Annotated in this window: 19 protein-coding genes; 15 read left to right on the top strand and 4 right to left on the bottom strand. The window is 73.0% G+C overall.

What is annotated here, in order from left to right; genetic code table 11:
- Positions 1-150 precede the first annotated feature (150 nt).
- The 8 genes from ACF1AL_RS17475 (at position 151) to ACF1AL_RS17440 (ending at position 9,058) form a co-directional block, all read left to right on the top strand.
- A complete protein-coding gene (locus tag ACF1AL_RS17475; protein ID WP_366836480.1) occupies positions 151-831 on the top strand; it encodes a response regulator in 681 nt (226 codons plus the stop codon).
- A gap of 224 nt (positions 832-1,055) precedes the next feature.
- Positions 1,056-3,812 (top strand): DNA translocase FtsK, encoded by a 2,757-nt coding sequence (locus tag ACF1AL_RS17470; protein WP_391660461.1) that lies wholly within the window; start codon positions 1,056-1,058, stop codon positions 3,810-3,812.
- A gap of 335 nt (positions 3,813-4,147) precedes the next feature.
- Complete coding sequence (locus ACF1AL_RS17465) at positions 4,148-4,987, top strand: helix-turn-helix domain-containing protein (protein WP_391700961.1); 840 nt, start codon at positions 4,148-4,150, stop codon at positions 4,985-4,987.
- 96 nt (positions 4,988-5,083) lie between these two features.
- Positions 5,084-6,544, top strand: coding sequence for a 30S ribosomal protein S12 methylthiotransferase RimO (rimO, locus tag ACF1AL_RS17460; protein WP_386418367.1), 1,461 nt, complete (start codon positions 5,084-5,086; stop codon positions 6,542-6,544).
- On the top strand, positions 6,541-7,305 hold the full coding sequence (gene pgsA / locus ACF1AL_RS17455; protein ID WP_391826392.1) for a CDP-diacylglycerol--glycerol-3-phosphate 3-phosphatidyltransferase: 765 nt from the start codon (positions 6,541-6,543) through the stop codon (positions 7,303-7,305). The genes rimO and pgsA overlap by 4 nt, the downstream gene beginning before the upstream one ends.
- On the top strand, positions 7,302-7,847 hold the full coding sequence (locus ACF1AL_RS17450; RefSeq protein WP_384214398.1) for a CinA family protein: 546 nt from the start codon (positions 7,302-7,304) through the stop codon (positions 7,845-7,847). Before pgsA ends, ACF1AL_RS17450 begins: the two co-directional genes overlap by 4 nt.
- Before the next feature lie 109 nt (positions 7,848-7,956).
- Positions 7,957-8,337 (top strand): helix-turn-helix transcriptional regulator, encoded by a 381-nt coding sequence (locus tag ACF1AL_RS17445; protein WP_366836486.1) that lies wholly within the window; start codon positions 7,957-7,959, stop codon positions 8,335-8,337.
- A gap of 250 nt (positions 8,338-8,587) precedes the next feature.
- The gene (locus ACF1AL_RS17440; protein ID WP_366836487.1) at positions 8,588-9,058 is read left to right on the top strand and encodes a DNA starvation/stationary phase protection protein; all 471 of its coding nucleotides are present in this window, start codon (positions 8,588-8,590) and stop codon (positions 9,056-9,058) included.
- A 629-nt stretch (positions 9,059-9,687) separates the two neighbouring features.
- Here the strand turns inward: ACF1AL_RS17440 and ACF1AL_RS17435 are convergent.
- Positions 9,688-10,527 carry a DNA-formamidopyrimidine glycosylase family protein gene (locus ACF1AL_RS17435; protein WP_366836489.1) on the bottom strand — a complete coding sequence of 280 codons (840 nt, stop codon included), beginning with the start codon at positions 10,525-10,527 and terminating at the stop codon, positions 9,688-9,690.
- Positions 10,528-10,560: 33 nt separating this feature from the next.
- Complete coding sequence (locus ACF1AL_RS17430) at positions 10,561-15,603, bottom strand: ATP-dependent helicase (RefSeq protein ID WP_391826390.1); 5,043 nt, start codon at positions 15,601-15,603, stop codon at positions 10,561-10,563.
- Between the two features lie 254 nt (positions 15,604-15,857).
- On the opposite strand from ACF1AL_RS17430, the gene ACF1AL_RS17425 reads away from it, so the two are divergent.
- From ACF1AL_RS17425 to ACF1AL_RS17415, 3 genes are read left to right on the top strand one after another with little or no spacing between them, the layout of a single operon-like run.
- Positions 15,858-16,751, top strand: coding sequence for an AraC family transcriptional regulator (locus ACF1AL_RS17425; RefSeq protein ID WP_391700943.1), 894 nt, complete (start codon positions 15,858-15,860; stop codon positions 16,749-16,751).
- Positions 16,748-17,467, top strand: coding sequence for an AzlC family ABC transporter permease (locus ACF1AL_RS17420; RefSeq protein WP_391826388.1), 720 nt, complete (start codon positions 16,748-16,750; stop codon positions 17,465-17,467). Before ACF1AL_RS17425 ends, ACF1AL_RS17420 begins: the two co-directional genes overlap by 4 nt.
- Positions 17,464-17,772 (top strand): AzlD domain-containing protein, encoded by a 309-nt coding sequence (locus ACF1AL_RS17415; RefSeq protein ID WP_391660453.1) that lies wholly within the window; start codon positions 17,464-17,466, stop codon positions 17,770-17,772. The genes ACF1AL_RS17420 and ACF1AL_RS17415 overlap by 4 nt, the downstream gene beginning before the upstream one ends.
- 67 nt (positions 17,773-17,839) lie before the next feature.
- On the opposite strand, the gene ACF1AL_RS17410 is transcribed toward ACF1AL_RS17415, so the two are convergent.
- Positions 17,840-18,784 (bottom strand): hypothetical protein, encoded by a 945-nt coding sequence (locus ACF1AL_RS17410; protein WP_391826386.1) that lies wholly within the window; start codon positions 18,782-18,784, stop codon positions 17,840-17,842.
- Between the two features lie 81 nt (positions 18,785-18,865).
- Between ACF1AL_RS17410 and ACF1AL_RS17405 the strand changes: the two genes are divergently transcribed.
- Entirely contained in the window at positions 18,866-19,060 is a 195-nt protein-coding gene (locus ACF1AL_RS17405; RefSeq protein ID WP_366836498.1) for a DUF3046 domain-containing protein, read from the top strand.
- A 102-nt stretch (positions 19,061-19,162) separates the two neighbouring features.
- A complete protein-coding gene (locus ACF1AL_RS17400) occupies positions 19,163-20,461 on the top strand; it encodes an AI-2E family transporter (protein ID WP_391779694.1) in 1,299 nt (432 codons plus the stop codon).
- On the opposite strand, the gene ACF1AL_RS17395 is transcribed toward ACF1AL_RS17400, so the two are convergent.
- Positions 20,458-21,327 carry a hypothetical protein gene (locus ACF1AL_RS17395; protein WP_391826384.1) on the bottom strand — a complete coding sequence of 290 codons (870 nt, stop codon included), beginning with the start codon at positions 21,325-21,327 and terminating at the stop codon, positions 20,458-20,460. The two genes, ACF1AL_RS17400 and ACF1AL_RS17395, sit on opposite strands and share 4 nt — an antisense overlap.
- A 335-nt stretch (positions 21,328-21,662) precedes the next feature.
- On the opposite strand from ACF1AL_RS17395, the gene recA reads away from it, so the two are divergent.
- Both recA and recX read left to right on the top strand, forming a co-directional pair.
- Positions 21,663-22,790 (top strand): recombinase RecA, encoded by a 1,128-nt coding sequence (gene recA, locus ACF1AL_RS17390; RefSeq protein ID WP_366836501.1) that lies wholly within the window; start codon positions 21,663-21,665, stop codon positions 22,788-22,790.
- 3 nt (positions 22,791-22,793) lie between these two features.
- Positions 22,794-23,573, top strand: coding sequence for a recombination regulator RecX (gene recX, locus ACF1AL_RS17385; protein ID WP_391700929.1), 780 nt, complete (start codon positions 22,794-22,796; stop codon positions 23,571-23,573).
- The last annotated feature ends 5 nt before the right edge of the window (positions 23,574-23,578 follow it).

Below are 23,578 nucleotides of genomic sequence, written 5' to 3'. Positions count from 1 at the left end.
GTGACAGGGTGTGGCGACAGGCAGGGTGCAGCTACCATGACCGGCACGAGGACGGGCGGCGCAAGGGAGTCGGCCCAAGGGGCGGCGCCCGGTGCTTCCCCAAGTCCTGCGGACAGGGGATGCCCCATGCCGGGGCGAGGAGGGCGGGCCATGGTGCAGAAGGCCAAGATCCTCCTGGTCGATGACCGGCCGGAGAATCTGCTGGCGCTGGAGGCGATCCTCTCGGCGCTCGATCAGACGCTGGTGCGTGCATCGTCCGGGGAGGAAGCGCTCAAGGCACTGCTCACGGACGACTTCGCGGTCATCCTGCTCGACGTCCAGATGCCGGGCATGGACGGCTTCGAGACGGCCGCGCACATCAAGCGGCGGGAGCGGACCCGGGACATCCCGATCATCTTCCTCACCGCGATCAACCACGGACCCCACCACACCTTCCGCGGCTACGCGGCGGGCGCGGTGGACTACATCTCCAAGCCGTTCGACCCGTGGGTGCTGCGCGCGAAGGTCTCCGTCTTCGTAGAGCTGTACATGAAGAACTGCCAGCTGCGGGAGCAGGCGGCGCTGCTGCGGCTGCAGTTGGAGGGCGGTGGCAAGGACGGGGTGGCCGGCAAGGAGTCGGCCGGGCTGCTCGCCGAGCTGTCCGCGCGGCTCGCCGCCGTCGAGGAGCAGGCCGAGGCGCTGTCCAAGCAGCTGGACGAGGAGTCGGCGGACGCGGCCGCGGTCGCCACGGCGGCCCACCTGGAGCGCAAACTCACCGGCCTGCGCCGCGCGCTGGACGCCCTGGAGCCGGGCACGGGCAGCGGGACCTCACCGCTGCCGCCGCAGAGCTGACGCACCGCACGAGACGCCGACCCGCGCACGGGACGCTGACCCGGCGCACGAGGCGTTGACCCGCCACGCTGGGCGCTGCCCCATCGCGGGCGCGGAACGGCGCGTGCGGCGCACGCGGTTGCGTGTGAGCGCGCGTCAGTTTCCCACCCGCTCAAGGACGACACGAACGGGTGAAGCACTGGGCACACGTGTCCGCTGTCGTCTCCACCGGTAACCTCACACCTATGGCCTCACGTCCCTCCGCAGCCAAGAAGCCGCCCGCGAAGAAGACGGCCGCTCCCGCGAAGGCTCCGGCGAGGAAGGCCGTCGCGAAGAAGGCCCCGGCCAAGAAGGCGCCCGCCCGGAAGGCCGCGGCCAAAAGGCCCGCGCCCCCGCCCGCGCCGAACCCCACCGGGGGCCTCTACCGGCTCGTGCGCGCCCTGTGGCTCGGCGTGGCGCACGCCGTCGGCGCCGTCTTCCGCGGCATAGGGCAGGGCGCGAAGAACCTCGACCCCGCCCACCGCAAGGACGGCATCGCGCTGCTGCTGCTCGGCATCGCGCTGATCGTCGCCGCCGGCACCTGGGCCGACCTCAAGGGCCCGGTCGGCGATCTGGTGGAGATCCTGGTGACCGGCGCGTTCGGCCGGCTCGACCTGCTGGTGCCGATCCTGCTCGGCGCGATCGCCGTGCGCTTCATCCGGCACCCCGAGCAGCAGGACGCCAACGGCCGCATCGTGATCGGGCTGTCCGCGCTGGTCATCGGCGTGCTCGGGCAGGTCCACATCGCCTGCGGCTCGCCCGCCCGCAGCGCCGGCATGCAGGCCATAAGGGACGCCGGCGGCCTCATCGGCTGGGCGGCGGCCACCCCGCTGACGTACACCATGACCGAGGTGCTCGCCGTACCCCTGCTGGTGCTGCTGACCGTCTTCGGGCTGCTGGTGGTGACGGCCACGCCGGTCAACGCGATCCCGCAGCGGCTGCGCCAGCTCGGCGTGCGGCTGGGCATCCTGCACGACCCGGTGGCCGACGAGTACGCCGAGTACTCCGAGGACGACGAGCGCTACGACGAACAGTGGCGCGAGGCGCTGCCCGCGCGCCCCCGCCGGCGTGCGAGCGCCCCCCAGGCATACGACCCCGAGAGCGCCGAACAGGAGGCGCTGGACAAGCGCCGGGGCCGCCCGCGCCGCTCCGCCGTGCCGCAGCCCGCCCCCGACCGGCAGCTGGACGCCGTGGACATCGCCGCCGCTGCCGCCGCCGACCTGGACGGTGCGGTCCTGCACGGCATGCCGCCCTCGCCGATCGTCGCCGACCTCACCCAGGGCGTGCGCATCGGCGACCGCGAGGACACCACGCCGACCCCCACACCGGTCCCGGCCGCGCGGCCCCAGCCCGGCAAGCGCACCCCGAAGCCCCAGCCCGAGCCGGAGCCGGCCGAGGTCACGTCCGCGGTCCCCGACCTCACCAAGGCGCCGCCCACCGAACCGCGCGACCTGCCGCCGCGCGCCGAGCAGCTCCAGCTGTCCGGCGACATCACCTACGCGCTGCCCTCGCTCGACCTGCTCATAAGGGGTGGCCCCGGCAAGGCGCGCAGCGCGGCCAACGACGCCGTCGTCGAGTCGCTGACCACCGTCTTCACCGAGTTCAAGGTCGACGCCCGGGTCACCGGCTTCACCCGCGGCCCGACGGTCACGCGCTACGAGGTCGAGCTGGGCCCGGCGGTCAAGGTCGAGCGGATCACCGCGCTCACCAAGAACATCGCGTACGCCGTGGCCAGCCCGGACGTGCGGATCATCAGCCCGATCCCGGGCAAGTCCGCGGTCGGCATCGAGATCCCGAACACCGACCGGGAGATGGTCAACCTCGGCGACGTGCTGCGCCTCGCGGAGTCCGCGGAGGACGACGACCCGATGCTGGTCGCCTTCGGCAAGGACGTCGAGGGCGGGTACGTCATGCACTCGCTGGCGAAGATGCCGCACATGCTGGTCGCCGGTGCCACCGGCTCCGGCAAGTCGTCCTGCATCAACTGCCTGATCACCTCGGTGATGATGCGGGCGACCCCGGAGGACGTGCGGATGATCCTGGTCGACCCCAAGCGGGTCGAGCTGACCGCCTACGAGGGCATCCCGCACCTGATCACGCCGATCATCACCAACCCCAAGCGGGCCGCCGAGGCGCTGCAGTGGGTCGTACGCGAGATGGACATGCGCTACGACGACCTCGCGGCGTACGGCTACCGGCACATCGACGACTTCAACCGGGCCGTGCGCGAGGGCAAGGTCAAGGCGCCCGAGGGCAGCGAGCGGGAGCTGCAGCCCTACCCGTACCTGCTGGTGATCGTCGACGAGCTGGCCGACCTGATGATGGTCGCGCCGCGTGACGTCGAGGACGCGATCGTGCGCATCACGCAGCTCGCCCGCGCGGCCGGCATCCACCTGGTGCTCGCCACCCAGCGTCCGTCCGTCGACGTCGTCACCGGCCTGATCAAGGCGAACGTGCCCTCGCGGCTGGCGTTCGCCACCTCCTCCCTCGCCGACAGCCGCGTCATCCTGGACCAGCCGGGCGCGGAGAAGCTCATCGGCAAGGGCGACGGGCTGTTCCTGCCGATGGGCGCGAACAAGCCGACCCGTATGCAGGGCGCCTTCGTGACCGAGGAGGAGGTCGCGGCCGTCGTCCAGCACTGCAAGGACCAGATGGCGCCGGTCTTCCGCGAGGACGTCGTCGTCGGGACCAAGCAGAAGAAGGAGATCGACGAGGACATCGGCGACGACCTGGACCTGCTGTGCCAGGCGGCCGAGCTGGTGGTCTCCACCCAGTTCGGCTCGACGTCGATGCTGCAGCGCAAGCTGCGGGTCGGCTTCGCCAAGGCGGGCCGCCTGATGGACCTGATGGAGTCGCGCAACATCGTCGGGCCGAGCGAGGGGTCCAAGGCACGCGACGTCCTGGTCAAGCCGGACGAGCTGGACGGGGTGCTGGCGATCATCCGCGGGGAGTCGGAGGGGTAGTCCGATCGGCGGTGGGCCGGTCGGCGTGGTGGATGACGGCCGATCGGCCCAGCGGTCACGGCCGGTCGGCGCAGTGATCACGCCCGATCGGCCGTGGGGACGGTCCGTGACTCACCCGTTAGAGAACTCCGGGCAACCGTTTCCCTTTGGCACACGTCAAGTTGAGCGAAAGGACGGGTAGGGGTTTCATCATGGGCCCCGCGCCCGGCCCGTCATCGGCGTGTGTCCGGCCATACCGATGGCGTACAAAGTCAGACCGCCCGGTTGCCCCACCCTTTCGTACCCCCCCTAGACTGAACCTCCAGCAGGTGGCTACACGCTCGAAAGGCGCCCCCGTGTCCATCGGCAACTCCCCTGAAGACGAGCGTCCGTTCGAAGACGATCGCGAGGAAGCCCGCCTCTCCGTCGGTCGTGCCCTGCAGCAGGCCCGTATCGCCGCCGGACTCACCGTCGACGACGTCAGCAACGCCACCCGGGTCCGCATCGCCATCGTGCACGCGATCGAGGCGGACAACTTCGCCCCCTGTGGCGGGGACGTCTACGCCCGCGGTCACATCCGGACCCTGGCCAGGGCCGTCCACCTCGATCCCGAACCGCTGATCGCCCGGTACGACGCCGACCACGGCGGCCGTCCCGCGCCCACCCCCGCGGCGCCCCTCTTCGAGGCGGAACGTATCCGCCCCGAGCGCCGCGGCCCGAACTGGACCGCGGCGATGGTCGCCGCCATCGTCGTCGTGATCGGTTTCGTCGGCTTCACCTTCCTCAAGGGCGGCGGCGACAGCGGCGCGGGGCAGCAGGTCGCCGACGGATCCGAGGCCGCGACCAGCGCGCCCGCCACGCCGAAGCCCACCAGGACCAAGCCCGCCGACCAGAAGCCCGAGCCCTCCGACAGCGCCATCGCGGCCGCCCCGCAGGACAAGGTGACCGTCCAGGTCAGCGCCACCGACGGCCGCAGCTGGATCTCGGCCAAGGACCACAACGGCCGGCTGCTGTTCGACGGGCTGCTCAAGGAAGGCGAGTCCAAGACCTTCCAGGACAACAACAAGATCAACCTGGTCCTCGGCGACGCCGGAGCGATCCAGCTGTACGTCAACGGCAAGAAGATCGAGGACGACTTCCAGCCGGGCGCGGTGGAGCGCCTGACCTACACCAAGGGCGACCCGCAGGTCGGCTAGGCGCCGCCCGGTCATCGCCGGTGCTCGAAGGGGTTGGCCAAGATCGGCCAACCCCTTCGACATGGGGTGTCGGTGGGACGAAGTAGTCTTGAGCCCATGCCTGAACGCCGTACCGTCGCACTCGTCACCCTTGGCTGCGCCCGTAACGAGGTGGACTCGGAGGAGCTCGCAGGCCGTTTGGAGGCGGACGGCTGGCAGCTCGTGGAGGACGCCCAGGACGCCGATGTCGCCGTCGTCAACACCTGCGGCTTCGTCGACGCCGCCAAGAAGGACTCCGTCGACGCGCTGCTGGAGGCCAACGACCTCAAGGGTCATGGCAGAACCCAGGCCGTCGTGGCCGTGGGCTGCATGGCCGAGCGCTACGGCAAGGAACTCGCCGAGGCCCTGCCCGAGGCCGACGGCGTGCTCGGCTTCGACGACTACGCCAACATCTCGGACCGGCTCCAGACCATCCTGAACGGCGGCATCCACGCCGCCCACACCCCGCGCGACCGGCGCAAGCTGCTGCCGATCAGCCCGGCCGAGCGCCAGGAGTCGGCCGCCGCCGTCGCCCTGCCCGGACACGGTCCGGCCGACCTGCCCGAGGGGGTCGCCCCGGCCTCCGGCCCGCGCGCGCCCCTGCGCCGCCGCCTGGACGGCTCGCCGGTGGCCTCCGTCAAGCTCGCCTCCGGCTGCGACCGGCGCTGCTCGTTCTGCGCCATCCCCTCCTTCCGCGGCTCCTTCATCTCCCGCCGCCCCAGCGACGTGCTGAACGAGACCCGCTGGCTGGCCGAGCAGGGCGTGAAGGAGATCATGCTGGTCTCCGAGAACAACACCTCCTACGGCAAGGACCTCGGCGACATCCGGCTGCTGGAGTCGCTGCTGCCCGAGCTGGCCGAGGTCGACGGCATCGAGCGGGTGCGCGTCAGCTACCTCCAGCCGGCCGAGATGCGGCCCGGCCTGATCGACGTGCTGACCTCCACCCCGAAGGTCGCGCCCTACTTCGACCTGTCCTTCCAGCACTCCGCGCCCGACGTGCTGCGCGCGATGCGCCGCTTCGGCGACACCGACCGGTTCCTGGAGCTGCTCGACACCATCCGGAGCAAGGCGCCCGAGGCGGGCGTGCGCTCCAACTTCATCGTCGGCTTCCCCGGCGAGTCGGAGGCCGACCTCGCCGAGCTGGAGCGTTTCCTGAACGGTGCGCGCCTCGACGCGATCGGCGTCTTCGGCTACTCCGACGAGGACGGCACCGAAGCGGCGACGTACGACAACAAGCTGGACGAGGACGTCGTCGCCGAGCGGCTCGCGCGGGTGTCCCGGCTGGCCGAGGAGCTGGTCTCGCAGCGCGCTGAGGAGCGCGTCGGCGAGACCGTGCACGTCCTGGTCGAGTCCGTCGACGAGGAGGAGGGCGTGTACGGCCGGGCCGCGCACCAGGCGCCCGAGACGGACGGCCAGGTGCTGCTCACGAGCGGCGAAGGTCTGAGCGTCGGTCGTATGGTCGAGGCGAAGGTGGTCGGTACGGAAGGTGTCGACCTGGTGGCCGAGCCGCTGGCGTGTCCTGAGGAGGCGGGCAGATGACGGGTGTTCCGGCGTCGTCCGCCGCGGGCGGCTCCTCCCAGGCCAAGGGGGCGTCGGCGCCGTCCGGCTCGGACGCCTCCGGCGCACCGGCGGGTGCCGGTGCGGGCACGTCCGGCGCCTCCGGGGGCAGCCGGTCGCCGCGCGGCGGCAAGATCGCCGCTGCCGCCGTCAACCAGGCGAGCGTGTGGAACGTCGCCAATCTGCTGACCATGCTCCGGCTCCTGCTGGTGCCGGGCTTCGTCGCGCTGATGCTGGCCGACGGCGGGTACGACCCGGCGTGGCGGTCGCTGGCCTGGGCCGCGTTCGCCATCGCCATGATCACCGACCTGTTCGACGGGCATCTGGCGCGCACCTACAACCTCGTCACCGACTTCGGGAAGATCGCCGACCCCATCGCCGACAAGGCGATCATGGGGGCGGCGCTGATCTGTCTCTCCGGCCTCGGTGATCTGCCCTGGTGGGTGACGGCCGTCATCCTCGGCCGGGAACTCGGCATCACCCTGCTGCGTTTTCTGGTCATTCGCTACGGCGTCATTCCGGCCAGCCGGGGCGGAAAGCTGAAGACGCTTACCCAGGGCGTGGCCGTCGGCATGTACGTGCTGGCGCTCACGGGGTGGCTGGCCACCCTGAGATTCTGGGTGATGGCCGTGGCGGTCGTTCTGACCGTTGTGACGGGTCTGGACTACATCAGACAGGCCATTGTGCTGCGCCGGCAGGGAATCGCCGAGCGCACTGCCGCGTTGGAGGAGAAGGAAGCGTGACTTTTCCGGCCGCCGACGTGGTGCGACTACTGACCGTGAGGGGCGAGACCCTGGCTGTCGCGGAGTCGCTGACCGGCGGGCTGGTGGCGGCGGAGATCACCGCGGTGCCCGGGGCGTCCAAGGCGTTCCGCGGCTCGGTGACGGCCTACGCCACCGCGCTCAAGCAGGAGCTGCTCGGCGTGGACGCCACCCTGCTGGCCGAGCGGGGAGCGGTGGATGCGCAGGTCGCGGCCCAGATGGCGGCCGGTGTGCGCAAGGCGCTGGGCGCCGACTGGGGCATCGCGACCACCGGTGTGGCCGGCCCCGAACCGCAGGACGGGCAGCCCGTCGGCACGGTCTTCGTGGCGGTGGACGGTCCCGTCGGTGCCGATTCCGGTTCCGCCGCTGGCGGAAAAGTGGAGCCTCTGCGGTTGAACGGCGACCGCGCGGAAATTCGTAGAGAGAGTGTACGGAGCGTGCTCGTACTGCTTCTGAAAGAGCTTGCGGGCGAACAGACCGGGAATGAGCGGGCACAGGATACGGAACAGAACGGGGGGTTTTGATGTTTGCAGCCCTGAGTGAACACGACATCGCTCCCCGCACGGCCGCGGCGCGAGGCGGTACGGTGGGGCGAGAAGGATGCGGCTACGCGGTCCGAGGAGGGAGCCACCGATGATTCTGCTCCGTCGCCTGCTGGGTGACGTGCTGCGTCGGCAGCGCCAACGCCAGGGCCGTACTCTGCGCGAAGTCTCCTCGTCCGCCCGAGTCTCGCTCGGCTATCTCTCCGAGGTGGAGCGGGGGCAGAAGGAGGCTTCCTCCGAGCTGCTCGCCGCCATCTGCGACGCGCTGGACGTACGGATGTCCGAGCTCATGCGGGAAGTGAGCGACGAACTCGCCCTCGCCGAGCTGGCCCAGTCTGCTGCGGCCACCCCCAGCGAGCCTGTGCCCACAGCGGTTCGTCCGATGCTGGGCTCTGTGTCGGTGACCGGCGTGCCACCGGAACGGGTGACCATCAAGGCGCCCAGCGAAGCGGTGGACGTCGTCGCCGCCTGACACACCTGTCCGTGGCCCCGGCCGGGGCTTCTCCGGAGTGGATCGGAGAAGCGCGGTCGGGGTTTCTGCGTATCCGGGGGTGGGGGCGTCCGGCCGGCGTGGCGCCGGGCCTCCGGGACGTCATCGTGTCCGCTGTGCGGCGTGTGGCCCTTGTGGTGCATGGCGTTTGTAGGCGTTTTGGTCCGTTTGCCGGTATCGGATGGGGCGGTCATGGTGGAGGGGCACGACCGGTGACCCAACGGAGGCGTGGATGAACGTCGTGAAGAGCCCCCTGTCCGAGACCGACCTGAAGACCGTGGGCGAGGCACTGCAGAGCGCGCTCGTCGACCTGGTGGACCTGTCGCTGGTCGCCAAGCAGGTGCACTGGAACGTGGTGGGGCCCAGGTTCCGCTCCATCCACCTGCAGCTCGACGAGGTCGTCGACAGTGCGCGGACGCACATGGACACGGTGGCGGAACGCGCCTCCGCGCTGGGTGTGTCGCCGGACGGCCGCGCGGCCACCGTGGCCGCCGGAAGCGGCCTCGGCCAGGTCCCCGACGGGTGGATCAAGGACACCGACGCGGTGCGGACCCTCGTGGACGCGCTCGGTGCGGCGATCACCCGGATGCGGGAACGGGTGGCGTCGACGGCCGAGCCCGACCCCGTCAGCCAGGACATCTTCATCCAGATCACGCAGGACCTGGAGAAGCATCACTGGATGTTCCAGGCGGAGAACAGCTGACGGGTGGGGCGGGCCTGGGCTGCTGCGCCCTTACCGCCCTCGCCGGTCTTGTTGGCCACGCCGGTCTTGTCGGCCACGCCTTTCTCATCGGCCTCGCCAGTCTCGTCCGTCTCGTTCGCCGGTCCGAGGCTGGCGTGTGGCGGGGCGGCGCGGGGCCGGCGGGTGCTCCGATGTGCCCTCCGTGCGCCCTGGCGGCGGCCTGGGCGTCCTTCTAGCGTCCGGCTGGAGGTGAGGGCATGGCGGGGCGCATAGCGCGCTGGGGGGTCGCCGGCGGCTTCGCCGTGGTGTGGTGGTGGGCGGTCCTCCGGCTCGCCTTCACGCCCGCCGCGGGCCCACTGGAGGGCGCGGTGGCGGCCGGCGGCTGGGGGCTGAGTCTGCTGCCGGTGCACTGTGTGCCCAAGGCGCGGGCGACGGGGGCGGTGCCTGCGGGGCGGTGGCGGCAGGCCTGGCAGGCGGGGGTGAGGGCGGCGGGGGCGGCGGAGGGCCCGGGTGTGGGGCCGGTGGGGGACGGCACGGCACCGCGGAGCCCGGGGGCGGGTGGAGGGTCCGGCCGGCGGACGGGTGGAGGGTCCGGCTTGTCGTGAGGGCCGGCGCGCGGCGAGCGCCTCTCCTGCTGTGCTGACGGTTCGTCAGCTGGTGGTGCGGTACCGCTTTCCGCGCTGTACGGCGGCGGCACTCGGTGTCGGGCCCGCCTGGCACCTCGGGCACCAGTACGTCGGGCGGTCACGGGAGCCGTCGCCCTGGTCGGCCACCCGGATCGAGGTACCGCAGCGCAGACAGGGGCGGGGCGCGCGGCCGTAGACGAACAGGTCCTGGCCGCGCACGCCCGTGGTGGCGCGGACCAGGCGGTCGCGGTTGACCTCCAGCAGCTTCTTGGCCAGCGCCGGCAGCTGCGCGGCCCGCTCGGCGGGCAGGGCGCCGACGGGGAGCCAGGGCGTGACACCGAGCAGGAAGCACAGCTCGCACTTGTAGACGTTGCCGATGCCGGCGAGATTGCGCTGGTCCAGCAGTGCCTCGCCGAGGGCGCGGTCCGGTTCCCGCAGCAGGTTGGCCAGGGCCCGGTCGCCGTCCCAGTCCGGGCCGAGCAGGTCGGGACCGAGGTGGCCGACCACGCGCTCCTCGTCCGTGGTCCGCAGCAGATCGAGCACCGGCAGGCGGTAGCCGACGGCGGTGCGGTCGGGGTTGCCGAGGATCGCGCGGATCTGGTGCGCGGGACCGCCGCTCCAGCGCTGACCCGGGGCGAACACCTTCCAGGAGCCGTCCATCCTCAGATGCGAGTGCAGCGTCAGGCCGCCCTCGACACGGGTCAGCAGATGCTTGCCGCGCGGGGTGACGTCCAGGACGGTGCGGCCGGTGAGGTCCACCGTGGCGTACCGGGGGACCCGCAGGTCGCTGCGGGTCAGCACCTTGCCCGCGAGGGCGTCGTGCAACCGCCTCGCGGCCTGCCAGACCGTGTCACCTTCGGGCATGGGTCAAGGGTGACATGCCGGGTGCCCGTCGGGTCAGGCCCGCAGCCGCAGGCCACGGGGGGTCGCGATGAAGCCCGCTCCTTCCAGAAGGGTGCCGAAGGGGGAGGTCAGGGCGGAGGTGCCGTTCACGCGCTCCACCGTGACCGTGCCCAGCGAGCCGGCGCGGGCCGCCGCTGCGAGGGCTTCCGCGGCCGCGCGCAGACGCGGGTCCTCCGTGGCGTCGGCGTCCGGTTCCGCGGGCCAGGCCAGCAGGGTCTTGCCGCCGCGCTCCATGTACAGCGCCAGCTCCCCGTCGACCAGGACGACCAGCGAGCCCGCCTTGCGGCCCGGCTTGTGCCCGGCGCCGGTCGGCGGCTCCGGCCAGGGCAGAGCGGCACCGTAGGCGTTGGCCGGGTCGGCGGCGGCCAGGACGACGGCACGGGTGGCGGCGGTGTCGTTGCGGCGGCTGCCGAAACGGCGGGGGTACGAGGCGGCCGTCCCGTTGTCCCATCCGCCGCCGTAGCCGTCGTACGACGATCCGTTGCCGGGGCCCGCTCCGGTCCCGTGGGCGGGGCCGCCGCCTCGCGGGCCGCCGGCGCCCGGGGAGTCGAAGTCGCGCGGGGAGACGTAGTCGCCGGGGGAGAGCGGGAAGTCGGGGTAGGCCGTGCCACCGGGGAAGCCGGCGCCGCCGGAGACGTCCGCGCCGCCGGAGAAGTCCGTGCCGTCGGGGGAGTCGAAGCCCTTCGTCCAGTCGGCGTCGGCGGCCGGGAAGCCGTCGGACGGGCCGGCGGGGAGCGTGCCGTGGCCGTCGGGGCCGCCGAAGCCCGCCGGACCCGTGTCCCGGGCGGCCTCGCCGCGCTCGCGGGCGTTGGCCACCGCCCGGAGCCGGTCGACCGCCCCGTCCATGGCGAACTGGGCCGCGCCGAGCCCCTCCACCACGTACCCGCGCCGGGCCTGTCCGCTGTCCTCGAACGCGGACAGGATGCGGTACACCGCCGAGAAACCGCCCTCGACGCCCTCCGCGGCGACCGCGCCCCGGGTCACCACGCCGTGCCGGTCGAGCAGCGTGCGGGCCAGGGCGTGGGCGCGGACCGTGGGGTCCGGCTCCAGCGCCGGGAGCAGCGACCAGCGGCCGGCGACGGTCGGCGGACCGCTGCGGGAGGCGGGCCGGGCCGCGGCGGTCAGGGAGCCGTAGCGGCCGCGCGGCACCGAGCGTTTGGCGCGGTGGGCGGTGGAGCCGGCGGTGCGCCCCGAGCCCAGCAGGGAGCGCATCGGCGTGAGGGTGTCGTTGGTCAGCCGGCCGGACCAGGCCAGGTCCCACAGCGCGTCGGCCAGTTGGGGGTCGGTCGCCTCGGGGTGGGTGGTGGCGCGGACCTGGTCGGCGATCTGACGGAAGAACAGGCCGTAGCCGCCGGACAGCGCGTCCAGCACGGACTGGTGCAGGGCCGTCAGCTCCAGCGGGTGCGGCGGGGGCAGCAGCAGCGGGGCCGCGTCGGCCAGATACAGCGAGACCCAGCCGTCCTTGCCGGGCAGCGCCCCCGCTCCGGCCCAGACGATCTCTCCGGCGGCGGTGAGTTCGTCGAGCATCGCCGGGGTGTAGCCGGTGACGCGGGAGGGCAGGACCAGCTTCTCCAGGGCGGACGCGGGCACGGACGCGCCCTGGAGCTGCTCGACGGCGCGCACCAGCCCGTCGATGCCGCGCAGCGCGTGGCCCTTGCCGATGTGCTGCCACTGCGGCAGGAACTGCGCCAGGGCGGGCGGCGGCACCGGCTCCAGCTCGTGCCGCAGCGCGGCCAGGGAACGGCGGCGCAACCGGCGCAGTACGGCCGCGTCGCACCACTCCTGGCCGATGCCGGCGGGATGGAACTCGCCCTGGACGACCCGTCCCGCCGCGGCCAGCCGCTGCAGGGCGCCCTCGGTGACCGCGACGCCCAGCCCGAAGCGCGCGGCCGCGGTCGCCGACGTGAAGGGGCCGTGGGTGCGGGCGTAACGGGCGAGGAGATCGCCGAGCGGATCCTTGACCGGCTCCGTGAACGCCTCCGGGACGCCGACCGGCAGGGCGGTGCCGAGTGCGTCCCGCAGCCGGCCCGCGTCCTCGATCGCCGCCCAGTGCTCGGCACCGCCGATGCGGACCCGGATGGCCCGGCGGGCGGCGGCCAGCTCGTGCGCCCAGGACGGGTCGGCGCCGCGCTCGACCAGCTCCGCCTCGGTGAGCGGGCCGAGCAGGCGCAGGACGTCCGCGACACCCTCGACGTCCTTCACGCGGCGGTCCTCGGTGAGCCACTGCAGCTCCCGCTCCAGCTCGGTGAGCACCTCCGCGTCGAGCAGTTCGCGCAGCTCCGCCTGGCCGAGCAGCTCCGCCAGCAGGCGCGAGTCCAGCGACAGCGCGGCGGCGCGGCGCTCGGCGAGCGGGGAGTCGCCCTCGTAGAGGAACTGCGCGACGTAGCCGAACAGGAGAGAGCGGGCGAAGGGGGACGGCTCCGGGGTGGTCACCTCGACCAGGCGCACCTTGCGCGCCTCCAGGTCGCCCATGAGCTCGACGAGGCCGGGGACGTCGAAGACGTCCTGGAGGCACTCGCGCACCGCTTCCAGGACGATCGGGAACGAGCCGTACTCGCTGGCCACCTCCAGCAGTTGCGCGGCGCGCTGGCGCTGCTGCCACAGCGGTGTGCGCCGGCCGGGGTTGCGGCGCGGCAGCAGCAGGGCGCGCGCGGCACACTCGCGGAACCGGGACGCGAACAGCGCGGAGCCGCCGACCTGGTGGGTGACGATCTGGTCGACCTCGCCCTTGTCGAAGACGACGTCCGCGGCGCCGACGGGGGCCTGGTCGGCGTCGTACTCCGTGCCCGCCTTCGCCGGTGCCTGGTCGAGCAGGTCGAGACCCATGAGGTCGGCGTCCGGCAGGCGCAGCACGATGCCGTCGTCGGCATGCATGACCTGCGCGTCCATGCCGTACCGCTCGGCGAGGCGGGCGCCGAGCGCCAGCGCCCACGGCGCGTGCACCTGGGCGCCGAACGGGGAGTGCACCACGACCCGCCAGTCGCCGAGCTCGTCCCGGAAGCGCTCCACGACGATGGTGCGGTCGTCGGGGACGTGACCGCAGGCCTCGCGCTGTTCGTCCAGATACGCCAGCACGTTGTCGGCCGCCCAGGCGTCCAGGCCGGCGGTCAGCAGCCGCAGCCGGGCGTCCTCCTTGGTCAGGGAGCCGACCTCGCGCAGGAACGCGCCCACCGCGCGGCCCAGTTCCAGCGGGCGGCCCAGCTGGTCGCCCTTCCAGAAGGGCAGTCGGCCCGGCACGCCCGGCGCCGGGGAGACCAGAACGCGGTCGCGGGTGATGTCCTCGATGCGCCACGAGCTGGTGCCCAGCGTGAAGACGTCGCCGACCCGCGATTCGTAGACCATCTCCTCGTCCAGCTCGCCGACCCGGCCGCCGCCCTTCTTCGGGTCGGACCCGGCGAGGAACACCCCGAACAGGCCGCGGTCGGGGATCGTGCCGCCGGAGGTCACCGCCAGGCGCTGGGCGCCGGGGCGGCCGGTGACCGTGCCGGCCACCCGGTCCCACACCACGCGCGGGCGCAGCTCGGCGAACGCGTCGGAGGGATAGCGGCCCGCCAGCATGTCGAGTACGGCGGTGAACGCCGACTCCGGCAGGGAAGCGAAGGGCGCCGCCCGGCGCACCACCGTGAGCAGGTCGTCGACCTGCCAGGTGTCCAGCGCGGTCATGGCGACGAGCTGCTGGGCGAGCACGTCGAGTGGGTTGGCGGGGATCCTCAGCGACTCGATGGCACCGGTGCGCATCCGCTCGGTGACCACGGCCGACTGCACCAGATCGCCCCGGTACTTGGGGAACACCACACCCGTGGAGACCGCGCCGACCTGATGCCCCGCGCGGCCGACACGCTGCAGGCCGGAGGCCACCGAGGGCGGCGACTCCACCTGGACGACGAGGTCGACGGCTCCCATGTCGATGCCGAGCTCCAGGCTGGAGGTGGCCACCACCGCCGGCAGCCGGCCCGCCTTCAGGTCCTCCTCGACGAGCGCGCGCTGCTCCTTCGACACCGAGCCGTGATGGGCGCGGGCGATGACCGGCGGGGCACCCTGGGCCGCGCCCGAGCCGCCCATCAGCTCGGCCGGCGCGTGGTGCTCGTCCAGGGGCTCGCCGGTGGCCCGCTCGTAGGCGATCTCGTTGAGCCGGTTGCACAGGCGCTCCGCGAGACGGCGCGAGTTGGCGAAGACGATCGTGGACCGGTGCGACTGCACCAGGTCGGCGATGCGCTCCTCCACGTGCGGCCAGATCGAGGGCCGCTCCGCGCCCTCCGAGGCGTCGGCCGCGGGGGCGCCGCCCAGCTCGCCCATGTCCTCGACCGGCACGACGACCGACAGGTCGAACTCCTTGCCGGACTCCGGCTGGACGATCTCCACCTTGCGGCGCGGCGAGAGATAGCGCGCGACCTCGTCGACCGGGCGCACCGTCGCCGACAGGCCGATACGGCGGGCCGGCTTGGGCAGCAGCTCGTCCAGGCGCTCCAGGGACAGCGCGAGATGCGCGCCGCGCTTGGTGCCCGCCACCGCGTGCACCTCGTCGAGGATCACCGTCTCCACGCCGGCCAGCGCGTCGCGCGTGGCCGACGTCAGCATCAGGAACAGCGACTCCGGGGTGGTGATCAGGATGTCCGGCGGGCGCGTGGACAGCGCGCGGCGCTCGGCGGGCGGGGTGTCGCCGGAGCGGATGCCGACCTTCACCTCCGGCTCGGGCAGGCCCAGGCGCACCGACTCCTGCCGGATGCCGGTCAGGGGGCTGCGCAGATTGCGCTCCACGTCGACCGCCAGGGCCTTCAGCGGGGAGACGTACAGCACGCGGCAGCGCTTCTTGGGGTCGGCCGGGGGCGGCGTCGAGGCGAGCTGGTCGAGGGCGGCGAGGAACGCGGCCAGGGTCTTGCCGGAGCCGGTCGGGGCGACCACCAGCACGTCCGACCCGGCACCGATGGCCTGCCACGCGCCCGCCTGGGCGGCGGTGGGCGCGGAGAAGGCCCCCGTGAACCAGCCGCGGGTCGCGGGGGAGAAGCCGTCGAGGGCCGGGTGGGCGGAGCTGACCATGCGTCCATCCTGCACCCACCCACTGACAAACGGCCTGACCAGCGAGGACGCCGGGCCGCAGGCGGTGCCCGGGGTGGATTCGCTCGGGTGCCGGGTGCCGGGTGCCGGGTGCCGGGTGCCGGGTGCCGGGTGCCGAGTGTCGGTTGCCGGGGGCCGGCGCCAGGTATCGGGTGCTGGGTGCCGGGAGCGGAGGCGGGGGATGTCCCCGGCCCTGCCCCGGCCGTCCCGGGCGGGGCCGACGGACAATGGGGGACATGGCGGGTTCGGGTGAGCAGGCGCGGCACTGGCAGTACGCGGAACTGCCCGGCGTCGATCTGCTCCGGGCCCGCTACGTGCGCAAGACGTTCGTCCGCCACACGCACGAGCACTTCGTGATCGCCGCCATCAGCGAGGGCGCGGAGGTCTTCCACCACCACGGCAGCGAGCAGTACGCGGGCGCGGGCACGCTCGCCCTGATCAACCCGGACACCGCGCACACGGGCCGGGCGGGCGTGCCGGAGGGATGGCGGTACGGCGCCGTGTACCCGTCCCCGGACGTCGTCGCGGAGATCGCCGCCGAGACGACCACCCTGCGCGGCACTCCCGGCTTCGTCAGCCCCGTCCTCGACGACCCGTACACGGTCGGCCTGGTGCACCACGTGCTGCGCGCCGCCGACGAGGGCAACGCGCTCGCCGCCGACACCCTGCTGCGGGTCGCCGTCACGCGGCTGCTGCGGCTGAACGGCGGCAACCTGCCCACGCGGCGGGTGCGGACGGCGGGCGCCCGCCTCGCCGTACACGCGCGTGGCGTGCTGGAGGAGCGGATGGCGGACCCGCCGACGCTGGAGCGGCTCGCCCAGGACCTGGGCACCAGCCCGTTCGCCCTGCTGCGCGCCTTCCGGGAGGTGTACGGGATGCCGCCGCACAGCTGGCTGACCGACGCCCGCGTCCGGCACGCCCGGCGGCTGCTGGACGCCGGGATCTCGCCCGCCGAGGCCGCCGTCGCCGTCGGCTTCACCGACCAGCCGCACCTCAACCGCCACTTCGCCCGCATCGTGGGCGTCCCCCCGGGCGCCTACCAGCGTGAGCGCAAGAACGTACAAGACGCGGAGCGGCCGGGCCTCCTACTGTCCGAGACGTGTCAGAACAGTCAGCAGTCCAGGACATGAGTGCCACGGGCGCGGACCGGCCGGAGCGCGCCGTCGTCCGTGACGCCCTCGGCGTCGGGGTCGCCGTCGGCCTGTCCGGGTTCGCCTTCGGGGTGACCTCGGCGGGCAGCGGGCTCTCACTGCTCCAGACGTGCGCGCTGAGCCTGCTCGTGTTCACCGGCGCGTCCCAGTTCGCGCTGGTGGGCGCGCTCGCCGCGGGCGGCAACCCGCTCACCGCGGCCGCCGGCGCCTTCTTCCTCGGGGCCCGCAACGCCTTCTACGGCCTGCGGCTGTCGCAGTTGCTCGTCCTTCCGCGCGCGCTGCGCCCGTTCGCAGCGCAGTGGGTCATCGACGAGACCTCCGCGGTCGCCCTGGCCCAGCACACGCGGCGCCACGCGCGCGTGGGCTTCGTGGTGACCGGCGTCAGCCTGTACGTGCTGTGGAACCTCACCACGCTGCTCGGCGCGCTGGGCGCGGAGGCGATCGGCGACACCGACGCCTGGGGCCTCGACGCGGCCGGACCCGCGGTGTTCCTGGCGCTGCTGGCCCCCATGCTCAAGACCGGCGTCGAGCGGGCCGTCGCCGCCCTCGCGGTGGTGCTGGGGCTCGGCCTGCTGCCCGTCCTGCCCGCCGGCGTGCCCGTCCTGCTCGCCGCGCTCGCGGCCCCGGCCGTGCTCTACGTACAAGGGCGCCGCACGTCCGGCGCGCACCACGACGTTCCCGAGGAAGACCGTTGACCACCTGGATCGCCATCGCCGCGACCGCGCTCGGCTGCTACGCCCTGAAGCTCGCCGGACTGCTCGTCCCGGCGGGCGCGCTGGAACGCCCCCTGGTCAGGCGGCTCGCCGCCCTGCTGCCAGTGGCGCTGCTGGCCGCCCTCACCGCCCAGCAGACCTTCGCCGACGGGCACGCGCTCGTGCTGGACGCCCGGGCCGCGGGCCTGGCCGCGGCCGGCGTGGCGCTCGTGCTGCGGGCTCCCTTCCTGCTGGTGGTCGCGGCGGCCGTCGTCGTCACGGCGGGCGTACGGGCGCTGGGCGGCTGACCCGCCCGTCAGGAGACAGGGTCGGTCCGCCGCACGGTCCACCGCGCCCGTGGGGCAGCGACACCGGTCAGCCGATGGCGCGGCCGTACGCCCTCAGGGTGCGCAGCGCCTCGATGGTCACCATCGGGCGTGCCTCCAGGGCCGAACCCGGAGCCCACTGGCGCCAGCGGACCGGCCAGCCGCCGTCCTCGCGCTGCTCGCTCATCAGATGGTCCAGGGAGCGCGCCATCTCGGCGTCGGTGAACCACGCGCGCGCGAGTGAGTGGGGCGTACGCGCGAAGTCGCACGGGAAGTGGTGCTCGCCGGGGCCGTAGCCCGGCGCCACCGGGTAGGCGTCGAGATCGTCCGGGTCCAGGGCGGCGAGCCGCTGCTCGCGCACCAGCCGGCCCAGACGGTCGGCCGCCGCCTCGGCACGCGCGCGGTCCGGCGCGAAGTCCAGGAAGGCGACCGCGGCCTCGATCTCGTAGGGGTGGGACTTCTCCAGCGTCTCGATGCGGTGCCAGCAGAAGTCGGTCGCCCGGAAGAGCCAGGCGTGCCACACCTCGTTGCGGTGCAGCAGCCCCACCACCGGCCCGGTGGCGAGCAGGTCGCTCGGCGGGTCGTCGACGATCGGCACGAACGGCGCCGCCGGGTATCCGCGCTGGCTGGGGTGGACCGCGGGCAGCGCGCCGTCCGCCGTGGAGACCGAGGTCAGATAGCGGCACACGCGTTCCACGCGCTGCCCGGCGCAGCGCCCGAGGGCGTCGAGCACCCGCAGCGCGTGCGCGGTGTGCAGCGGCTGGCTGACCGGTCCGCGCAGGTCCGGTTCCAGCGCGTGGCCGTAGCCGCCGTCGTCGTTGCGGTAGGCGTCCAGCGCGGTGTCCACCGGGTCGGCGCCGCCCTGCAGGAAGTGGTAAGCGAACAGGCGCTGCTCCAGCACGCGCGCGGTGAGCCAGACGAAGCGCTCGGCGCGCGCGAGCGGGGAGCGCGCCGGGGGCGTGGAAGGGAGTGGGGATGCTCCGGTTTCGGCCATGGAGCAGACCGTAGGCCGGAAAGCGGTCTCGGCGAGTGGTCCCCGGCCGGAGCCCACTCTCAGGGGCGGGATACTGGGGGCATGCGGTTGACGGTCTTCTGGGAGCGGATGGCGGAGCACTTCGGTGCGGGCTACGCCGACACCTTCGCGCGCGACCACGTGATGTCCGAGCTGGGCGGGCGCACGGTGCACGAGGCGCTGGCGGCCGGCTGGGAGGCCAAGGACGTGTGGCGGGTGGTCTGCACCGTCATGAACGTTCCGCAGGAGAAGCGCTGAGCGGGGGCCGTGAGCGCGGCGCGCTCCGGTCCGGGAGGGGAAGCCTCGGTGAAGATCGCAGGCGGTCGTCCGGTTGTCAGTGGCGTGGGCGAGACTTGATCCGTGGCACCCACTGACGAGACCGGGCAGCCGGCCCAGCAGGCAACCGCGAACGGCACGACGCCGCCCACCCGGCCCCCGGCCGGAGGGGACGCCGGGCCGGCCGCCCGCATGCCGCGCTGGCTTCCGCGGGCCATGGTGCTCGCGCTCGCCCTCATAGCCGCCTTCCAGCTGGGCAGCTGGGCGTTCCACCAGCTCACCGGGCTGCTGATCAACATCCTCATCGCGTTCTTCCTGGCCCTGGCCGTCGAACCCGCGGTGAGCTGGATGTCCGCCCGCGGGATGCGCCGCGGGCTGGCCACCTTCCTGGTCTTCCTCGGCCTGCTGATCGTCTCCGCCGGGTTCGTCACCCTGCTCGGCTCGATGCTGGCCGGGCAGATCACCAAGATGATCGAGAGCTTCCCCAGTTATCTGGACTCGGTCATCCACTGGATCAACAGCACCTTCCACACCGACCTGAAACGCCTGGACATCCAGCAGGGACTGCTCCACTCCGACTGGCTGAAGAAGTACGCGCAGAACAGCGCGGCCGGGGTGCTCGACGTGTCCGCACAGGTCCTCGGTGGGCTCTTCCAACTGCTGACGATCGGTCTCTTCTCCTTCTACTTCGCCGCCGACGGCCCCCGGCTGCGGCGCGGCATCTGCTCGGTACTGCCGCCCGCCCGGCAGGCCGAGGTGCTGCGCGCGTGGGAGATCGCCGTCGACAAGACCGGCGGCTACCTGTACTCGCGCGGGCTGATGGCGCTGATCTCGGCCGTCGCGCACTACGTGATGCTGCAGGCCCTCGGCATCCCGTACGCGCCCGTGCTCGGCATGTGGGTCGGTGTGGTGTCGCAGTTCATCCCCACCATCGGCACCTATCTCGCCGGCGCCCTGCCGATGCTGATCGCGTTCACCGTCAACCCGCTGTACGCGGTGTGGGTGCTGATCTTCGTCGTGGTCTACCAGCAGTTCGAGAACTACATGCTGCAGCCGAAGCTGACCTCGAAGACCGTCGACATCCACCCCGCTGTCGCCTTCGGCTCGGTCATCGCCGGCACCGCCCTGCTCGGAGCGGTCGGCGCGCTCATCGCCATCCCCGCGGTCGCCACGCTGCAGGCCTTCCTCGGGGCGTACGTGAAGCGGTACGCCGTCACGGACGACCCGCGCGTCCACGGCCACCGCACGCGCGGCGCGGGAGCGGGCGCGCTGACCCGCGCGCGCGGCCTGTGGGGCCGGACACGGCCGGGCGGAGCCGACGACGACGGGAACGGCGGGAGCGACGGGAGCGACGGAGGGACGTCCGGCACCCGGGAGGCCTAGTACGTGAGCACCGCCCACACGCCCGTGCCCGCTACCGCGGCGACGTAGCACGCGAGCGCCACCGCCACGATCCGCTGCCGCACCGCCGCGTCCCACGGTGTGCGCGCCAGCAGCCAGGCCAGCGCGGGCAGCACGAGCACGGCGTGCAGGCCGACGGCGTGCAGCGGCTTGAGCGGGGCCGTCGAGCGGTACGCCGCCTCCTGGTGGCCGGTGCGGGTGAGCACGACACCGCGTGCGATCATCGCGGCGCCCGAGGCGAGGCCGACCAGCAGGATCGCGAAGCCGGAGCGCACGGCGAGCGGCATGCCGGCGGGGCCGGACGGCCGGCGCCGGAAGGACGCGACGGCGAAGACGGCCAGCACCGCCACCAGCACGCCGCCGCCCACCGCGAGCGTCATCGAGACCGCCGTGTCGAAGGGCGTCTCCATGTCCAGGTGCGAGGGCACCCGGCGCCAGGCCTGCAGGGTGATGCCGCCGACCTCCACGACACAGTCCGCGGCGAACACGGTCAGCAGCACCGCCCGCAGCCGCGCGCCGACGCTCACGTACGAGGTGACCCAGGCGGTCGCGAGCAACGTCACGCCGAACGACAGCCCGAAGGTCACCGGCTTGCGCCAGGAGACGGGCCCGTACCAGGGGCCGCCGTCGACGGCGAAGACCAGCAGGTGCGCCAGCCCGGAGACGATCAGGACGGCCGCCGTGGCCCGGCAGAGCCGGTCGACCGGGCGGAGGGGAAGCGTGCGGAGGGCAATGGGGGCGGGAGAGGCGGCCGCGGGCGCGCCGCCGGGGCTGTGCTGCGCGGGTGCGCCGTGCGGGGCGGCCGGCGGGGGCGTGCCGTGCGGGGCGGCCGGCGGGGGCGTGTCCATGCGTCCGAGCTTCGCGGCTGCGGCGCCGGCCGTCGTCGTACCGCCGGAGGCACCTCCTCTACGCCACCGGAAGCAGCGGTCCGGGCCGGGATCCGGGGTGGCTCGGGAGCGCGGGCGTACGCTCGGAGGTGCCGCGTGGCGCGCTTGACACAAAAATCGAACATCCATTCATATGGAGGCTCCGGCAAGGCTCAACGGAAGGGATTTCGCCCCATTTTGCAGGGGTATGTCCCGGAGTTATCCACAGGCCGGACCGGCGTCGGGGCGCGTTGTCAGTGGCAGGCGTTAGCGTCTTTGACGTGAAGCGATCGACTCAAGCAAATCGGGTGGAACCCATGGCAGGAACCGACCGCGAGAAGGCCCTCGACGCCGCGCTCGCACAGATTGAACGGCAATTCGGCAAGGGCGCGGTCATGCGCATGGGCGAGAGGTCGAAGGAGCCCATCGAGGTCATCCCGACCGGCTCGACCGCCCTCGACGTGGCCCTCGGCGTCGGCGGCCTGCCGCGCGGCCGTGTCGTGGAGATCTACGGACCGGAGTCCTCCGGTAAGACCACGCTGACCCTGCACGCCGTGGCCAACGCGCAGAAGGCCGGCGGCCAGGTCGCCTTCGTGGACGCGGAGCACGCCCTCGACCCCGAGTACGCGCGCAAGCTCGGCGTCGACATCGACAACCTGATCCTCTCCCAGCCGGACAACGGCGAGCAGGCGCTGGAGATCGTGGACATGCTGGTCCGCTCCGGCGCGCTCGACCTCATCGTCATCGACTCCGTCGCCGCGCTCGTCCCGCGCGCGGAGATCGAGGGCGAGATGGGCGACAGCCACGTCGGCCTCCAGGCCCGTCTGATGAGCCAGGCGCTGCGGAAGATCACCAGCGCGCTCAACCAGTCCAAGACCACCGCGATCTTCATCAACCAGCTCCGCGAGAAGATCGGCGTGATGTTCGGCTCCCCGGAGACCACGACCGGTGGCCGCGCGCTGAAGTTCTACGCCTCGGTGCGTATCGACATCCGCCGCATCGAGACCCTGAAGGACGGCACGGAGGCGGTCGGCAACCGCACCCGCTGCAAGGTGGTCAAGAACAAGGTGGCCCCGCCCTTCAAGCAGGCCGAGTTCGACATCCTCTACGGCCAGGGCATCAGCCGCGAGGGCGGCCTGATCGACATGGGTGTGGAGCACGGCTTCGTGCGCAAGGCCGGCGCCTGGTACACCTACGAGGGCGACCAGCTCGGCCAGGGCAAGGAGAACGCGCGCAACTTCCTCAAGGACAACCCCGACCTGGCCAACGAGATCGAGAAGAAGATCAAGGAGAAGCTGGGCGTCGGCGTGCGTGCCGAGGAGCCGGCGGCAGAGCCGGGCGCGGACGCGGCCTCCACCGCCGCGGCCGACGACGCGGCGAAGACGGTGCCCGCCCCGGCGGCCGCCAAGGCCACCAAGCCCAAGGCCGCCGCAGCCAAGAGCTGATCCGTGACGCGACGAACCGACTGGGCCGAGTACGCCCACCTCGACGCCCTCACCGAGCGGGCCGAGGGGCAGGACGTGGGCCCGGCCCGCACCACGGACGACGGCGGGTACGACGACGGTGAGCCGCGTCGCTCGGGCGGCGCACGGGACGGCGCGCGTGCCGGGGGGACGCGCGGCGGCCGTGGCCGTCGGCGACGCGGCTTCGGGGACCCGCCCGGGGAGCCGTCCGCCGAGGACGGGGGTGCCTCTTCCTCGTCGAGGGCCGAGCAGGGGGAGCCTCCGGGGGACCCGGTGGAGCGGGCGCGGGCGATCTGCCTGCGCCTGCTCACCGGGACCCCGCGCACCCGCAAACAGCTCGCGGACGCCCTGCGCAAGCGGGACATCCCGGAGGAGGCCGCCGAGGAGGTGCTGTCGCGGTTCGAGGAGGTCGGGCTGATCAATGACAGCGCCTTCGCGGACGCCTGGGTGGAATCCCGGCACCACGGCCGGGGCCTGGCCCGGCGGGCCCTCGCCCGCGAGCTGCGCACCAAGGGCGTCGACTCCGCCCTGATCGACGAGGCCGTGGCGCAGCTCGACAGCGAGCAGGAGGAAGCGACCGCCCGCGACCTCGTCGCCCGCAAGCTCCGCGCCACCCGCGGCCTCGACCGCGACAAGCGCCTGCGCCGCCTCGCCGGCATGCTCGCCCGCAAGGGCTACCCGGAGGGCATGGCCCTGCGCGTCGTCCGGCAGGCGCTCGAAGAAGAGGGCGAGGACACGGAGTTCCTCGACGACGGGGAGCTGTGAGTCCG

This window comes from Streptomyces sp. NPDC014801, from assembly GCF_043082085.1.
Classification (GTDB): domain Bacteria; phylum Actinomycetota; class Actinomycetes; order Streptomycetales; family Streptomycetaceae; genus Streptomyces.
The sequence above is the reverse complement of the archived record's forward strand: the minus strand, read 5'-3'. Positions and strand labels throughout refer to the sequence as shown.

What these genes read in the sequence shown, in the direction of transcription:
- ACF1AL_RS17475 (WP_366836480.1), top strand. Translation starts at nt 151, where the DNA reads ATGGTGCAGAAGGCCAAGATCCTCCTGGTCGATGACCGGCCGGAGAAT.
- ACF1AL_RS17425 (WP_391700943.1), top strand. Translation starts at nt 15,858, where the DNA reads ATGGCGGGTTCGGGTGAGCAGGCGCGGCACTGGCAGTACGCGGAACTG.
- pgsA (WP_391826392.1), top strand. Translation starts at nt 6,541, where the DNA reads ATGACGGGTGTTCCGGCGTCGTCCGCCGCGGGCGGCTCCTCCCAGGCC.
- ACF1AL_RS17470 (WP_391660461.1), top strand. Translation starts at nt 1,056, where the DNA reads ATGGCCTCACGTCCCTCCGCAGCCAAGAAGCCGCCCGCGAAGAAGACG.
- ACF1AL_RS17405 (WP_366836498.1), top strand. Translation starts at nt 18,866, where the DNA reads ATGCGGTTGACGGTCTTCTGGGAGCGGATGGCGGAGCACTTCGGTGCG.
- ACF1AL_RS17410 (WP_391826386.1), bottom strand. Translation starts at nt 18,784, where the DNA reads ATGGCCGAAACCGGAGCATCCCCACTCCCTTCCACGCCCCCGGCGCGC.
- ACF1AL_RS17420 (WP_391826388.1), top strand. Translation starts at nt 16,748, where the DNA reads ATGAGTGCCACGGGCGCGGACCGGCCGGAGCGCGCCGTCGTCCGTGAC.
- ACF1AL_RS17435 (WP_366836489.1), bottom strand. Translation starts at nt 10,527, where the DNA reads ATGCCCGAAGGTGACACGGTCTGGCAGGCCGCGAGGCGGTTGCACGAC.
- rimO (WP_386418367.1), top strand. Translation starts at nt 5,084, where the DNA reads ATGCCTGAACGCCGTACCGTCGCACTCGTCACCCTTGGCTGCGCCCGT.
- ACF1AL_RS17440 (WP_366836487.1), top strand. Translation starts at nt 8,588, where the DNA reads ATGAACGTCGTGAAGAGCCCCCTGTCCGAGACCGACCTGAAGACCGTG.
- ACF1AL_RS17445 (WP_366836486.1), top strand. Translation starts at nt 7,957, where the DNA reads ATGATTCTGCTCCGTCGCCTGCTGGGTGACGTGCTGCGTCGGCAGCGC.
- ACF1AL_RS17430 (WP_391826390.1), bottom strand. Translation starts at nt 15,603, where the DNA reads ATGGTCAGCTCCGCCCACCCGGCCCTCGACGGCTTCTCCCCCGCGACC.
- recA (WP_366836501.1), top strand. Translation starts at nt 21,663, where the DNA reads ATGGCAGGAACCGACCGCGAGAAGGCCCTCGACGCCGCGCTCGCACAG.
- ACF1AL_RS17395 (WP_391826384.1), bottom strand. Translation starts at nt 21,327, where the DNA reads ATGGACACGCCCCCGCCGGCCGCCCCGCACGGCACGCCCCCGCCGGCC.